This window comes from Bacillus sp. EB106-07-01-XG149 (assembly GCF_058791555.1).
Map to the genome: position 1 here is coordinate 230,265 of NZ_JBYTDP010000005.1, position 14,668 is coordinate 244,932.

Below are 14,668 nucleotides of genomic sequence, written 5' to 3' on the forward strand. Positions count from 1 at the left end.
ATGAGACTGAACCCGCAGCGGAGTGGAGGTTTATACATATGCCGAAAGTAAGGACAAAAGATTTAATTGAACAATTTCAATTGGAGTTAATAAGTGGTGAAGAAGGAATTCATCGTCCGATTGATACAAGTGATTTATCACGACCTGGAATTGAAATGGCAGGATTTTTCACATATTATCCAGCTGATCGCGTGCAGCTTCTTGGAAAGACGGAGCTTACGTTCTTTGACACATTAACGTCAGAGCAAAAGCAAGAGAGAATGAAAGCGCTTTGTACTGAGGAGACGCCATGTATTATTATAACTCGTAATCAAGATGTACCAGATGAGTTACTGCACGCATCGCGTGAATCAGGTATGCCTTTATTACGTTCTTCTCAAACGACAACAAGATTATCAAGTCGTTTAACTAATTATTTAGAAGGTAAGTTAGCACCAACAACAGCTGTACATGGTGTGTTAGTAGATATTTACGGTGTTGGTGTTTTAATTACAGGTCAAAGTGGTGTCGGTAAAAGTGAGACAGCTCTTGAGCTTGTAAAACGTGGTCACCGTCTTGTTGCGGATGATAGTGTAGAAATTCGCCAAGAAGATGAAGACATGTTAGTCGGAAGCTCGCCAGATTTAATTGAGCATTTATTAGAAATTCGTGGTCTAGGCATCATTAACGTTATGACGTTATTCGGTGCAGGGGCAGTGCGAAATTATAAGCGTATTACGCTTGTTATTAATCTTGAAATTTGGGATCAAAAGAAAAATTACGATCGCTTAGGTCTTGATGAAGAGAAGATGAAGATTATTGATACAGAGCTTACGAAGATTACACTTCCAGTTCGTCCTGGTCGAAACTTGGCTGTTATTATTGAAGTAGCAGCGATGAACTTCCGTTTAAAACGTATGGGAGTCAATGCAGCACAACAGTTCTCTGAACGATTAATGAGTGCGATTGAGTTAGGAAATCAGGAGTAAACTTTGGAGAGGGAGGTCATACATATGCTGTTAGGTTCTGTACCACAGCTTGACCGTGTAGCGATCCAACTTGGGCCGTTTCCTGTTTATTGGTACGGGATTATTATCGGTACAGGTGTGCTATTAGGTCTTTGGCTAGCAACTCGCGAGGGAGAAAGACTAGGTATTCCAAAAGATACATTTGTTGACCTTGTATTAATTGCAGTACCGATCGCTATTCTATTTGCGAGAATGTACTATGTTATTTTTGAATGGGAATATTACGCGCAAAACCCGAGTCAAATTATTAATATTCGTCAAGGTGGCTTGGCGATTCATGGTGGTTTAATCGGGGCTGTTATTACAGGGATTCTTTTTGCGAAACGACGCGGGGTTTCATTCTGGAAGTTGGCTGATATTGCTGCGCCAAGTATTTTACTAGGACAAGCAATTGGTCGATGGGGAAACTTTATGAACCAAGAGGCGCATGGTGATGAAGTAACGAGACAGTTTTTAGAAGGACTTCATTTACCGGATTTTATTATTAATCAAATGTATATTGAGGGTGTGTACTATCACCCAACGTTTTTATATGAATCATTATGGAATTTTGCAGGTGTCATTTTATTACTTTCATTACGAAAAGTGAATTTACGACGCGGGGAATTATTCTTCACATATTTAATTTGGTATTCAATAGGGCGCTTCTTCGTAGAAGGCTTACGTACAGATAGTTTAATGTTAGGACCACTTCGTATCGCACAAGTAATGTCAATTGGACTTGTTGTTATTTCTATTATTTTCATTATTGTGAGACGAAAAATGGGGCAAGCTGATAAAAGATATTCGGAAAATTAGAGAAAAGTAGCATCTTATTATAAGGTGCTGCTTCTTTCATATTCAGGAAAGAGAAGGGACTAAGGCAATGAGAATAAATACAGTGTTATTTGATTTAGATGGAACTTTAATTAATACAAACGAACTTATTATTTCTTCTTTTTTACATACGTTACATACATATTATCCAAATCAATATAAGCGTGAAGATGTATTGCCATTTATCGGCCCTTCTTTACATGATACTTTCAGCAAGATTGATGACAACAAGGTTGAAGAGATGATTACATGTTATCGTCAATTTAACCATGATCATCACGATGAATTAGTGGAAGAATATGAAACTGTATATGAAACAGTTCAAGAGTTGAAGAAGCAAGGCTATAAAGTTGGTATTGTTACAACGAAAGCGAGACAAACAGTTGAGATGGGATTAAGGTTATCAAAGCTTGATGAATTTTTTGATGTTGTCGTGACAATTGATGATGTAGAGCATGTGAAACCACATCCAGAACCACTTCAAAAAGCGCTTGAGTTATTAGATGCGAAACCGGAAGAAGCATTGATGGTTGGGGATAACCATCATGATATTGTTGGTGGACAAAATGCGGGTACGAAAACAGCTGCTGTCTCATGGACGTTGAAAGGTAGAGCGTATTTAGAGGCTTACAAGCCGGACTTTATGCTAGATAAAATGAGTGATTTGCTACCGATTTTGTCTGATATGAACCGTTTATAAAGGTCCGAGTAAGTTAGTAGGGTTGTATTTCCCTACTAAGTTACAGTTTCACTTTTTAGTAGAGGAGCGAGTTAAGTGCGACGGACAACGCGCTATCCTATTTCGGGAGAAAATTCATTATGGAATGTGTATAAAACAGTTTCTTTTTGGAAGGTAATGAAAAACTTTATTATTATCCAAATTGCGCGTTATACACCATTTTTATCCGTCAAGAATTGGTTGTACCGTACATTTTTACGGATGAAAGTCGGAAAGAAAACATCATTTGCGCTTATGGTAATGCCAGACATTATGTTCCCAGAAAAAATAACTGTGGGAGAGAATTCGATTATCGGCTATAATACAACGCTTTTAGCACATGAATATTTAATTCGCGAATATCGACTTGGAGAGATCGTCATAGGAAATGAAGTGATGATTGGAGCAAATACGACTATATTACCAGGTGTGACAATTGGGGATGGCGCGATTGTTTCAGCTGGCACACTTGTTCATAGAGATGTCCCAAGTGGTGCTTTCGTGGGTGGAAATCCAATGCGTGTTATTTATACGAAAGAAGAAATGGATGCTAGAGAAGGTTGATACTAAAAATGTAACATTTCTCTTCTTTTTAATGAATTAAAAGGAAATAATTGAGTATAATATACTGTTTTGTTTTTTACGGAATCGTTTATACTTATAGATAGAAGAATGTGTGAACGAAGAAAACAAAAAACTGGAGGATATATGGGGAAAAATCAAGGAATATATAAGGAGAACGGACAAGTTATCTCTTTTAATCAATTAGCGGACTTCTTTTATAAAAAAGGAATGAGGGCTTACAAAGGGCAAAAATTGCAAGATGCAATTAAATATTTTCGAAGAGCGGCACAAAGTGAGAAGGAGCCGTTTATTTTATGCCAATTAGCAACAGTATTATCTGAGGCTGGTGAATATCAAGAGTCGAATCAAATCTTCTTTAAGCTTGTTAGATCTAATCCAGAACTTGAACAATGCTATTATTTTATTGCAAATAATTATGCATATATGGGGCTATTTCAGCAGGCGAAAAAGTATGCGGATCGCTATTTAGAAGTTGCAGAAGAGAAGGAATTTGTAGAAGATACATTAGAATTACTTGAAATTATGGAAGAAGAAGCGATGGGCGAGGAAGAGATTGAGGATGAAGATGATCTAATTGTTATGCAAGAAGAAGCGAATCGTTATATTCGTAACGGACAATTGGAAGAAGCAATTGCTACATTAGAAATTGTTACAAAAGATTATCCGGAATTTTGGTCGGGTCATAATAATTTAGCCATTGCACATTTTCAATCTGGTAATGTAGATAAAGCTCTGAAGTTAACGGAAATGATTTTAGAGAAAAATCCTGGTAATATACATGCGCTTTGTAATACGCTTATTTTCCTATATTCAATTGGAGAGCATAAACAAGTAGAAGCGTTAGCGGAGCAGTTAGTTTCAGTATATCCGATTTCGTTCGAGCATCGTTTGAAACTTGGAACGACACTTGCAACAATTGGCCATTTTGAGCCTGCATATAAATGGTTCAAAGTATTAAAGCGTCAAGGATATGAGGGAGACGTTAGTTTTTATTATTGGTTTGCATATTCTGCTTATATGGTGAAAGATCAGCAAGTAGCTGAAAAAATGTGGCAGCATGTTGTAGAATTGCACCCTGATAAAAAGGGAAAAGAACCGTGGAATGCGCTGAATTTAGCAGATGAAGGACAAAACGTATTATTTGAAGAATTACGAAAATCATTTCAACAAAGTGCGACGCTAGAGGAACAAATGCTAGCTTTATATTTAATGAATGAATTGTCAACGCCAGAGAAGGTGGGATTCTTCTTTGATGTAACGCAGGCGAAAAACGGTGTTCCAATCGTATCGCAACTTGCAAAGTATTTCTTTTTACTTAATAGCCATAAGAGCATTCCAGCTGATTTACAGCAATTTGAACAGTGCGCGCAAATTGCGGATGCTTTATATAATTATACGAAAAAAGATGATGAATTAATCGAAGAGTGTTTACAATTTTGGTTTTGTACGTTCATACGTTTATATACATCTGGGGCAGTTTTTACAAATGTATACGGCTGGTCAGCTGCGGTTGAATATATTGTGCGCGGCGAACAAGGAAATAAGATGACACAGTCGGAGCTTGGAGATGTATATAATGTATCTGTAGCGACTGTTCGAAAGTATGTGCAGGCTGTTAAGCGTACGCACACATAGGGTAAGCAAATCATTGGGAAAAAAATGATGCTAACAGTATAATGAGGGTAACTTAATTGTGTAGGAATGAATAGGAGTGAATAGTGTGTCAGAAGAAAAAATTTATGATGTCATTATTATTGGTGCAGGACCAGCTGGTATGACAGCTGCAGTATATACATCTCGTGCGAATTTAAGCACATTAATGCTTGAGCGTGGTATCCCAGGTGGCCAAATGGCAAACACAGAAGATGTAGAAAACTACCCAGGTTATGAGTCTATTTTAGGACCAGACTTATCAAATAAAATGTTCGAGCATGCGAAGAAATTTGGTGCTGAATATGCATACGGTGATGTGAAAGCAGTTATCGATGGTAAAGAATACAAAACAATTATTGCTGGTAAAAAAGAATATAAAGCACGTGCAATTATCGTTGCAAGCGGTGCAGAGTATAAAAAAATTGGTGTGCCAGGCGAAACAGAACTTGGCGGCCGTGGTGTATCATATTGTGCAGTATGTGATGGGGCATTCTTTAAAGGGAAAGAACTTGTAGTTATTGGCGGCGGAGATTCTGCAGTTGAAGAGGGTGTGTTCTTAACACGTTTCGCATCAAAGGTAACGATCGTTCACCGTCGTGACACTCTTCGTGCACAGAAAATTTTACAAGATCGTGCTTTCCAAAACGAGAAAGTTGATTTCATTTGGAATCACACTATAAAAGAAATTAACGATGCAAATGGTAAAGTGGGAAGCGTAACACTTGTAGACGTAAACAGTGGAGAAGAGAAAGAAGTCAAAACTGATGGCGTGTTTATATACATCGGTATGTTACCACTATCAAAACCATTTGTTGAACTAGGTATTACAAATGAAAATGGTTACCTTGAAACAAATGAGCGTATGGAAACGAAAGTTCCTGGTATTTTCGCAGCTGGAGATGTTCGTGAAAAAATGCTACGTCAAATTGTAACTGCAACAGGTGATGGTAGTATCGCAGCACAAAGTGCACAACATTACGTAGAAGAATTATTAGAAGAACTAAAAACAGTATCAGAAAAATAAGGGATAATATGCCTTTTGAGAAGAAAGCTACCGATAGGAGCTTTCTTCTTTTTTTATGAAAATGTCAAAGTTTTGTCAAAAAATATTAAGATTATAAGATTTCTTATTGATATACTGGACTTTACGGAAAAATCACTATAAGAAATGAGGAATTTATTCAGTATGGAATGGCGTAATATATATCGTGGATTTTGTATGGGCGTTAGTGATTTAATTCCTGGTGTGAGCGGCGGTACAATCGCTGTTGTGTTAGGGATTTATGAACAATTGCTTGCGGCAATTAGTGGATTCTTTAGTCGCGAATGGAAAAAACATTTAGGCTTTTTAATTCCCCTTGCAGCTGGTGTGGCAGCAGCGTTTTTAACGTTAAGTCACGTTATTAAATATTTACTTGCAAATCATTATGAACCGACTCAATTTTTCTTCCTCGGTTTAATTATTAGTATATTACCGATGTTAATGAGAGAAGCTGATGCAAAGTCTTCGTTTAAAGCTAAGCACATTGTTTTATTAATAGTTGCAGCAATTCTTGTTGCGATCACAGCTTTCTTTAAACCGGATAAGGCAGCAGATCCAATTACGACGTTAACAATTTTAAATGCAATTGGTTTATTTTTCGCGGGCTGGATGGCTAGTATGGCTATGTTGCTTCCTGGAATTAGCGGATCATTTATTTTATTAATTATTGGTGTGTATCCGACAGCAATTAATGCTTTAACTACACTGAACTTACCTTTAATTGTAGTTATCGGTGCCGGTGTTATGGCGGGGTTTGTTGTAAGTAGTAAAGGAATTAGTTTCTTGTTAGATCGTTATAAAAGTATGACATTTGCGGTAATTATTGGACTTGTTATCGGCTCAATCGTAATTGTATTCCCGGGTATTCCAACTGGAGGATTTTCAATTATAAGTTCAATTATTACCTTTATTTTAGGATTTGCGATTGTTACTTATTTCGGTAAGAAATAAGGACTTTAATCCCCTTGGCGATAAAAATCGTTAAGGGGATTTTTCATGCTATTCATTGAAAGTCTAGGCATTTACATTGCTTGTTCTAGAAAGCTTTTTTAAAATTGTTGAGTAGCATGTGCTTAGCGAAAGAGGACTGGCTCCTTCGTTGTAGCAAACTGTTTTTGATAGTATAATGAAATGAGTATGCAGTGAGAAATTTACTGCAAGTAGCTGAGGTGAAGAAACATGCAAAGAGTGACAAACTGTGTGTTAATTAGAGATAATGAAGTACTCTTACTCCAAAAACCTCGTCGAAATTGGTGGGTTGCACCAGGCGGGAAAATGGAGCGTGGTGAGACAGTAAGAGATTCCGTTGTTCGCGAGTATCGTGAAGAAACAGGTATTTATTTAAAGAACCCAGCGTTAAAAGGGGTCTTCACCTTTGTCATCCAAGAAGGTGATAAAGTTGTTTCTGAATGGATGATGTTCTCCTTTTTAGCGACAGATTTTGCAGGAGAAAACAAACTAGAGAGCGAAGAAGGCATCATTGGTTGGCATACATTTGACAAAATTGATGATTTAGCAATGGCACCAGGAGATTATCACATTATTGATTATTTAATTAAAGGAAATGGCATAATCTACGGTACATTTGTATATACCCCAGATTTTGAGTTGCTTTCATATCGATTAGATCCGAGTTAAACCGTCAAGGAGAGGATACGATGACAGAGAATAATGATATAAAAATGGTAATTATTACAGGAATGTCTGGAGCTGGTAAGACAGTAGCTTTACAAAGTTTTGAAGATTTAGGATATTTCTGTGTAGATAATTTACCACCGATGTTATTGCCGAAGTTTATTGAGCTTATGGCGGATTCAAAAGGGAAAATGAATAAAGTGGCACTTGGCGTTGATTTACGTGGCCGAGAGTTTTTCGAACATTTATGGGGAGCACTTGATGATTTATCAGAACGTACATGGATTATTCCTCATATTTTATTCTTAGATGCGAAAGATGGCACGCTTGTAACTCGTTATAAAGAAACGAGACGTTCGCATCCACTTGCACCAACTGGTTTGCCGTTAAAGGGAATTGAGATGGAGCGTGGCTTATTAACTGATATGAAGGCACGAGCGAATATTGTGCTGGATACATCGGATTTAAAACCGAAAGAATTACGTGAAAAAATTGTTCATCTGTTTTCAACTGAAACTGAGCAAGCATTTCGTGTAAATGTTATGTCGTTTGGATTTAAGTACGGTATTCCAATTGATGCAGATTTAGTATTTGATGTTCGTTTTTTACCAAATCCATATTACATTCCACATATGAAGCCATTAACAGGACTAGATGAAGAAGTTTCATCGTATGTACTGAAATTTAATGAGACACATAAGTTTTTAGAAAAATTGACGGATCTTATTACTTTCATGCTGCCTCATTATAAAAGAGAAGGCAAGAGTCAACTTGTAATTGCAATTGGATGTACAGGTGGACAGCATCGTTCTGTTACGCTTACAGAATACCTTGGGAAACATTTGAAACCAGAGTATAGCGTTCATGTATCTCATCGTGATGTGGAGAAGAGAAAGGGCCATTAAGGGATGAAAAAAGAGAGAAAACCTAAAATTGTTATCATGGGAGGCGGTACTGGACTCTCTGTTTTATTAAGAGGATTAAAACAATATCCAGTTGATATTACAGCAGTTGTTACAATCGCTGATGATGGTGGCAGTTCAGGTAGATTACGTGATGAGCTCGAAATTCCACCCCCAGGTGACATTCGTAACGTACTTGTTGCGTTATCAGATGTAGAGCCGCTGGTGGAAGCTTTATTTCAGCATCGTTTCACAACGGGAGACGGGCTGAAAGGTCATGCGTTAGGAAATTTATTATTAGCGGGTATGACCTCGATTACAGGAGACTTCTTCCATGCGATTACGGAAACGAGTAAAGTGTTAAATGTCAGAGGACGTGTGTTACCGGCAGCGAACCAAAGTGCGGTACTTCATGCAGAACTAGAAGATGGAGAAATTGTAACAGGTGAATCAAAGATTCCTTATTCCGGGAAGAAGATTGACCGCGTCTTTTTAACTCCAGAAGATGTAGAGCCGTTACATGAAACGTTGGCTGAGATTAAACGAGCTGATTTACTTGTTTTTGGTCCAGGAAGTTTGTATACGAGTATATTACCGAATTTAGTTGTTAACAAAATCGGGGACGCTGTTCTTGCTGCAAAAGCGAAGAAGGTATATGTGTGTAATGTTATGACGCAAGCTGGTGAAACGATGGGATATACTGCGTTTGACCATGTGCAGGCGTTACATGATCATTTAGGTAAACCATTTATCGATACTGCAATTGTAAATAACCGTGATATTCCTTGTGAATTACGTCAGTTATATGAGGAAGAACTGTCGGCACCAGTTGTAGTAGATGAAGAGCGTTTTACAGAGAGTAATATTGATGTCATTCAAGATCAATTAGCGAAGTATGATGATCGTGTTGTAAGGCACGATACATTAAAACTAGCTTCTATTTTATATTCACTGTTGTAGATGTGCGTTGCCTCGTTTGAGGTAACGCTCATCATTTCATATAGGACAAGATTTTTGTTCCAAAGTAATCGTATAAGGAGGTGTTGACTGTGTCATTTGCATCAGAAACAAAGAAAGAGCTAACGAATCTTGAGGTGAAGGAATGCTGTGAGAAAGCAGAATTATCAGCGTTACTTCGAATGAACGGATCGCTTTCTTTTTCAAACCGTCGTCTATCTATCGATATTCAAACGGAGAATGCGGCAATTGCAAGAAGGATTTATACGCTTTTGAAAAAAGGATATGACGTGACGGTAGAATTACTTGTTCGTAAAAAAATGCGATTGAAGAAAAATAATGTATATATTGTGCGGCTTGTTGAGAAGTCTCGCGAAATATTAGCTGATCTTCATATTGTTCGAGACGACTTTTCGTTTATCCGAAATATATCACAAGAATTGATTGAGAAGAAATGTTGTAAACGATCGTATTTACGTGGTGCATTTTTAGCAGGTGGTTCAGTAAATAACCCAGAAACATCATCTTATCATTTAGAGGTCTTTTCGTTATATAAGGAACATAATGATGCTATATGTGAACTGATGAACGGATTTGATTTAAATAGTAAGACGTTGGAAAGAAGAAAAGGGTACATTACGTATTTGAAAGAAGCAGAAAAGATTACGGAGTTTTTAAATATTATAGGCGCTCATAATGCACTTTTAAGATTTGAAGACATTCGAATCGTTCGCGATATGCGTAATTCAGTAAATCGTTTAGTGAACTGCGAAACAGCCAATTTAAATAAAACAATTGGTGCAGCGCTAAGGCAGATTGAAAATATCCGTTATATTGATGAGACGGTTGGTCTTGATATATTACCAGATAAACTGCGAGAAATTGCACAATTACGAAGAGATTATCAAGATGTAACATTGAAAGAGTTAGGCGAGATGGTATCCGGGGGGAAAATTAGTAAATCGGGTATTAATCATCGTTTGCGTAAAATCGATGAGATTGCAGAGAAATTACGCGCGGGGGAAACGGTAGCAAAAAAATAAGAGGTTAAAGGGGAAATGGAGCTGTGGTTCAAAAACGAGTTAAGGTTTCATTAAAAAACGGTTTACAAGCACGTCCGGCTGCGTTGTTTGTACAAGAGGCCAATCGCTTTCATGCGGATATCTTCATCGAGAAAGATGGAAAGACAGTGAATGCAAAGAGCATAATGGGGATTATGAGCTTAGCAATTGGAACTGGTAGCATGATAACAATTACAACAGAAGGTTCAGATGCAGAAGAAGCTTTAGAAGCATTAGCTGCATATATACAATAAGAAGCTATCGCGCATGTGCGATAGCTTTTTTGTTTTGTTGTTTGGTGTTTGTCTGTGGGGGTATGCACGTGCGGAGGTTTGACCATAAAAAAGCGCCCTATTATAGGGCGCTTCCGCTTTAAATGTATCCAGCTCCAGCGGCTAGAATCTCCGGTCGTTTCGCCCCTTCATTCGAGGCAAAAAGCGCCTCGGAATCAGGGGCTCCATCGTCCTGCGATTCTGAACGAGCCGCTTCCGCTTTTAAGTATTAACGATTTGTAAAGATCTTATCGATTAAGCCGTATTCTAGAGCTCTTTCAGCTGTCATGAAGTTGTCGCGGTCTGTGTCGCGTTGTAGTACTTCAAGTGGTTGACCTGTGCGGTCAGCAAGAATTTGGTTTAGTTTTTCACGTAAGAATAGGATACGTTTTGCAGCGATTTCGATTTCAGTCGCTTGACCTTGTGCTCCACCAAGTGGTTGGTGAATCATTACTTCACTGTTTGGAAGTGCATAACGTTTTCCTTTTTCACCTGCTGCAAGTAAGAATGCACCCATAGATGCAGCCATACCGATACAGATTGTTGATACTTGTGGTTTAATAAATTGCATTGTATCGTAAATTGCCATACCTGCTGTGATAGAACCACCAGGGCTATTGATGTAGATGTGAATATCTTTTTCTGGATCTTGAGATTCCAAGAATAAAAGCTGGGAAACGATTGAGTTAGCTACGTTGTCATCAATTGCACTACCAAGCATAATGATGCGGTCTTTTAATAGTCGAGAGTAAATATCGTAAGCGCGTTCTCCACGATTTGTTTGTTCAATTACTGTAGGAATTAAATTCATCTGTTATTTCCTCCTTCTAAAGCTTTCTTAGTCTTATAATACAATTATGGTCAATAAAGGTCAAACGAAACCACTTTAAATCAAAAAAATATGTAGTTGTACCATGAATTATTCGCTATGTTTTTGAAATTCCCTGCTTATGTATCTTCAACATCATAACCGAATTACATAAATTTAAACGTCATGAAAGCTGCATACAAAAAGAAAAGAACGCCTTTTTACTGAAGCGTTCTTTCGATATCTAATCTTTTAAAAGATAGGTTACTTTATTTAAAATCTTTTCGATGTGTTTTGCGTTTTTACTATACATTTCGCTTGCTGATTTCGACTTTGTTTCTAGGGAAAATAGTTCAAGATCAGCATGACATTTTTTTAAAGATGCTAATAATAAAGGCTTGTTTTGAGGAGAAGGCATTTGTAGTTTGTCATTATAAATGTCGATAGTAAGTTGTCCGTATGAATCCACTTGACCGAGAAAGACATTTTCAATAACAACACCGAGCTTTTCTAGTTCAGAATGTAACCAAGCACGGTTATGTCCACTAGAGGATAGAGGTTCATCTAAGACATTGCCATCCATAATAACAGTTTGCGGTTCTTTTTCATTTGGTACTTTTAACCCGATGTCTTTTGCTGTAAGTGGCTGAGAATCTTTCTTTAATAATACATTTAATTCTCCGCTCGGTTCTAAGACAGCAAATTCGACTTCAGCTATACTGAATGCACCATTTCCTCTAAGAAGTTCAAGTAATTCATCACTTGTATATTTCTCTTTCTTTAAATTATCCTCAAGTACTTTGCCGTCCTTTATTAAAACGGTAGACTTTCCTTCAAAAAAGTCTCTAGCAGTTTTGTTTTTTAAGGAAAGAATTCCAACGAAAAAAGGTACCGAGGCGAAAATAAGTATGGCAAAGACACCATGGAAAAACTTTTGATCAAGCCCTGTAGATATTTGAGCAGCGATATCACCGATTGTCATTCCCGCTATGTATTCAAAAAAGGAAAGTTGAGAGATTTGTCTTTTTCCTAAGCATTTTGTAATAGTGAATAAAATAATTAATATGAATACAGAGCGAAGGATGACAAGTGTCCATTCCGGCAGGTGAGACATAGTCATTTCCTCCAGTCTACTTAAAACCCTTTATATTGAGGTTCTTCGCGTTCTAATACTGAAACTCTATTCTGTAAATCAGCGATGATGCTGTCCATTTCTAACATACATTCATGAAATACGCGTTTTGCTTCGTTATCTGTAGAATTTAGTGAAAGGGAGCTTAAACTTGCTTGAGCGCCCCTTACACTAGCAAGGCAGGTTTTAACGCTAGCGATAACTGTCATACAAACACCTCTTATCCTTTCGGTTTGAATAGTAATGCACCAATGAATCCGAATATGATAGCAGCAGAAATACCAGCGCTTGTTACTTTAAACATTCCCGTAATGACACCGACGATGCCGTGTTTTGCAGCTTCTTCCATTGCGCCGTGAACGAGGGCATTACCGAAACTTGTAATAGGTACAGTTGCCCCGGCTCCAGCAAAGTCGATTAATGGTTCATACAGGTTGAATCCGTCCAGTATAGCACCGGCAACAACGAGTGTTGCCATTGTATGAGCGGGTGTTAGCTTGCCAACATCAAACATAAGTTGGCCAATTACACATATGAGTCCGCCGATGACGAAAGCCCAGAAAAAAATCATTGCGTTGCACCTCCAAATTCAATCGAAACGGCGTGAGCGATACATGGAATCGTTTCTTCTTGTTGGAATGTAAGTGGAGATAGTAAAGCGCCTGTCGCAACGACAAGTATTTTTTTGAACTCTCCTCTTTTCATTCGGTTTAATAAATGACCGTATACAACTGTTGCAGAACATCCTGGTCCGCTAGCACCAGCTATGACAGGTTGTCCTTCTCTATAGATGAGTAGCCCGCAATCTTGAAACTGTTCGCTTGTCACTTTTGTTCCGTGTTTATGTAGTAAGTCATAAGCAATTTCGCGTCCGACATGTCCTAGGTCGCCTGTTACGATTAAATCGTAGTAAGAGGCATCAATTTGGCGTTCGCGCAAGTGGGCTTCAATTGTATCGACGGCAGCTGGAGCCATCGCACCGCCCATATTAAACGGATCCGTTAGTCCCATATCAACCACTCGTCCGATTGTTGCAGATGTTACCCTAGGACCATGTCCAGTGTCACTTAAAATAGCCGCGCCTGCCCCGGTTACTGTCCATTGTGCGGTAGGAGGCTTTTGACCGCCGTATTCAGTTGGATAGCGGAATTGTTTTTCTACCGCGGTGTTATGGCTTGATGCCCCAGTTAATAAATATTTTGCACCTTTTGCATTTACGATACTTGCCCCAAGTGCTAAACCTTCCATAGAAGTAGAACAAGCACCGAATAATCCAAGATAAGGAGTGCCGAGTGTACGACAAGCAAAGCTTGTAGGAGTAATTTGATTAATTAAATCTCCTGCAAGTACGAATTGGATATCATCTTTACGAAGTTCTGCTTTTTCAGTAGCTCGGCTACAAGCTTCTTCGAATAAAATTTTATGTGCTTTTTCATAGGAATCCTGTCCGAGCCATAAATCTTCATGAAGGATATCGAAGTCTTCTGGGATTTTCCCTTTCGCTTCAAACGGCCCGCCAACGACTCCTGTCGAAATAATAACTGGTTTGTTTTCAAATACCCACGTTCGGTGTCCTTGTAACATTTATAGCCCTCCCCATTGAACGAGAATCGTTTTAATAAGTGCGATGACGAAAGCCGAAAATACACCAAACAAAATAACGGATCCAGCTAATTTAAACATGTTACCGCCAACACCAAGGACGAACCCTTCCGTTCGGTGTTCGATACATGCGGCAATAACAGAGTTACCAAATCCAGTGACAGGTACAGCTGTGCCTGCTCCAGCAAACTGTCCAAACCGATCGTATATACCGAATCCAGTTAGTAACATGGAAATGAAAATGAGAGTTGCGACTGTTGGATTTCCTGCTGAACGCTCAGTGAAATCAAAATATGTGATATAAAACGTAGAAATGAGTTGTCCGATGAAGCAAATAAAACCACCGACGAAAAAGGCTTTAATACAATTTTTCAAGACAGGGCGCTTCGGTTCGCGTTCTTGCTCGAATTTTTTATACTCTTGTTGCACAGGGGTTAAGTTCTTATCTTTACTAGACATTGCGATCCTTCCTTTTCTA

At 38.3% G+C, this 14,668-nt stretch carries 18 protein-coding genes; 12 read left to right on the plus strand and 6 right to left on the minus strand.

Annotated features, from left to right (window positions below; all coding sequences use genetic code 11):
• The first annotated feature begins 38 nt into the window (after window positions 1-38).
• The 12 genes from hprK (at window position 39) to AC3WTA_RS20925 (ending at window position 10,630) form a co-directional block, all read left to right on the plus strand.
• Window positions 39-968, plus strand: coding sequence for an HPr(Ser) kinase/phosphatase (gene hprK, locus AC3WTA_RS20870; protein ID WP_001127246.1), 930 nt, complete (start codon window positions 39-41; stop codon window positions 966-968).
• Between the two features lie 24 nt (window positions 969-992).
• The gene (gene lgt, locus AC3WTA_RS20875; protein ID WP_000924235.1) at window positions 993-1,805 is read left to right on the plus strand and encodes a prolipoprotein diacylglyceryl transferase; all 813 of its coding nucleotides are present in this window, start codon (window positions 993-995) and stop codon (window positions 1,803-1,805) included.
• Between the two features lie 67 nt (window positions 1,806-1,872).
• Complete coding sequence (gene ppaX / locus AC3WTA_RS20880) at window positions 1,873-2,523, plus strand: pyrophosphatase PpaX (RefSeq protein ID WP_001222397.1); 651 nt, start codon at window positions 1,873-1,875, stop codon at window positions 2,521-2,523.
• Between the two features lie 75 nt (window positions 2,524-2,598).
• Window positions 2,599-3,105 carry an acyltransferase gene (locus tag AC3WTA_RS20885; RefSeq protein WP_001255051.1) on the plus strand — a complete coding sequence of 169 codons (507 nt, stop codon included), beginning with the start codon at window positions 2,599-2,601 and terminating at the stop codon, window positions 3,103-3,105.
• A 144-nt stretch (window positions 3,106-3,249) separates the two neighbouring features.
• On the plus strand, window positions 3,250-4,761 hold the full coding sequence (locus tag AC3WTA_RS20890; RefSeq protein WP_000517700.1) for a tetratricopeptide repeat protein: 1,512 nt from the start codon (window positions 3,250-3,252) through the stop codon (window positions 4,759-4,761).
• A gap of 85 nt (window positions 4,762-4,846) precedes the next feature.
• On the plus strand, window positions 4,847-5,803 hold the full coding sequence (gene trxB / locus AC3WTA_RS20895) for a thioredoxin-disulfide reductase (protein ID WP_001288065.1): 957 nt from the start codon (window positions 4,847-4,849) through the stop codon (window positions 5,801-5,803).
• A gap of 162 nt (window positions 5,804-5,965) precedes the next feature.
• Window positions 5,966-6,772 carry a DUF368 domain-containing protein gene (locus tag AC3WTA_RS20900; protein WP_000455192.1) on the plus strand — a complete coding sequence of 269 codons (807 nt, stop codon included), beginning with the start codon at window positions 5,966-5,968 and terminating at the stop codon, window positions 6,770-6,772.
• A 228-nt stretch (window positions 6,773-7,000) separates the two neighbouring features.
• On the plus strand, window positions 7,001-7,459 hold the full coding sequence (locus tag AC3WTA_RS20905; RefSeq protein ID WP_001190080.1) for an NUDIX hydrolase: 459 nt from the start codon (window positions 7,001-7,003) through the stop codon (window positions 7,457-7,459).
• A gap of 20 nt (window positions 7,460-7,479) precedes the next feature.
• Window positions 7,480-8,361: an RNase adapter RapZ gene (gene rapZ / locus AC3WTA_RS20910; protein WP_000138461.1), complete on the plus strand. Its 882-nt coding sequence runs from the start codon at window positions 7,480-7,482 to the stop codon at window positions 8,359-8,361.
• 3 nt (window positions 8,362-8,364) lie between these two features.
• Window positions 8,365-9,318, plus strand: coding sequence for a gluconeogenesis factor YvcK family protein (locus AC3WTA_RS20915; protein WP_000712179.1), 954 nt, complete (start codon window positions 8,365-8,367; stop codon window positions 9,316-9,318).
• A gap of 89 nt (window positions 9,319-9,407) precedes the next feature.
• Window positions 9,408-10,358, plus strand: a complete 951-nt coding sequence (gene whiA / locus AC3WTA_RS20920; RefSeq protein WP_000006568.1) for a DNA-binding protein WhiA — start codon at window positions 9,408-9,410, stop codon at window positions 10,356-10,358.
• A gap of 23 nt (window positions 10,359-10,381) precedes the next feature.
• Window positions 10,382-10,630 (plus strand): HPr family phosphocarrier protein, encoded by a 249-nt coding sequence (locus tag AC3WTA_RS20925; RefSeq protein ID WP_000250305.1) that lies wholly within the window; start codon window positions 10,382-10,384, stop codon window positions 10,628-10,630.
• 247 nt (window positions 10,631-10,877) lie between these two features.
• Here the strand turns inward: AC3WTA_RS20925 and clpP are convergent, their stop codons facing one another.
• The 6 genes from clpP to spoVAC all read right to left on the minus strand — a co-directional run bounded on the left by clpP (window position 10,878) and on the right by spoVAC (window position 14,649).
• Entirely contained in the window at window positions 10,878-11,459 is a 582-nt protein-coding gene (gene clpP, locus AC3WTA_RS20930) for an ATP-dependent Clp endopeptidase proteolytic subunit ClpP (protein ID WP_001049163.1), read from the minus strand.
• Between the two features lie 241 nt (window positions 11,460-11,700).
• Window positions 11,701-12,570, minus strand: a complete 870-nt coding sequence (locus AC3WTA_RS20935; RefSeq protein WP_000018937.1) for a DUF421 domain-containing protein — start codon at window positions 12,568-12,570, stop codon at window positions 11,701-11,703.
• Between the two features lie 20 nt (window positions 12,571-12,590).
• Window positions 12,591-12,797 carry a DUF1657 domain-containing protein gene (locus tag AC3WTA_RS20940; protein ID WP_000215919.1) on the minus strand — a complete coding sequence of 69 codons (207 nt, stop codon included), beginning with the start codon at window positions 12,795-12,797 and terminating at the stop codon, window positions 12,591-12,593.
• 11 nt (window positions 12,798-12,808) lie between these two features.
• Window positions 12,809-13,159 carry a stage V sporulation protein AE gene (gene spoVAE / locus AC3WTA_RS20945; RefSeq protein ID WP_000575918.1) on the minus strand — a complete coding sequence of 117 codons (351 nt, stop codon included), beginning with the start codon at window positions 13,157-13,159 and terminating at the stop codon, window positions 12,809-12,811.
• A complete protein-coding gene (gene spoVAD / locus AC3WTA_RS20950; RefSeq protein WP_000938954.1) occupies window positions 13,156-14,172 on the minus strand; it encodes a stage V sporulation protein AD in 1,017 nt (338 codons plus the stop codon). Before spoVAD ends, spoVAE begins: the two co-directional genes overlap by 4 nt.
• On the minus strand, window positions 14,173-14,649 hold the full coding sequence (gene spoVAC, locus AC3WTA_RS20955) for a stage V sporulation protein AC (protein ID WP_000095399.1): 477 nt from the start codon (window positions 14,647-14,649) through the stop codon (window positions 14,173-14,175). It abuts the gene before it with no gap.
• Window positions 14,650-14,668 lie beyond the last annotated feature (19 nt).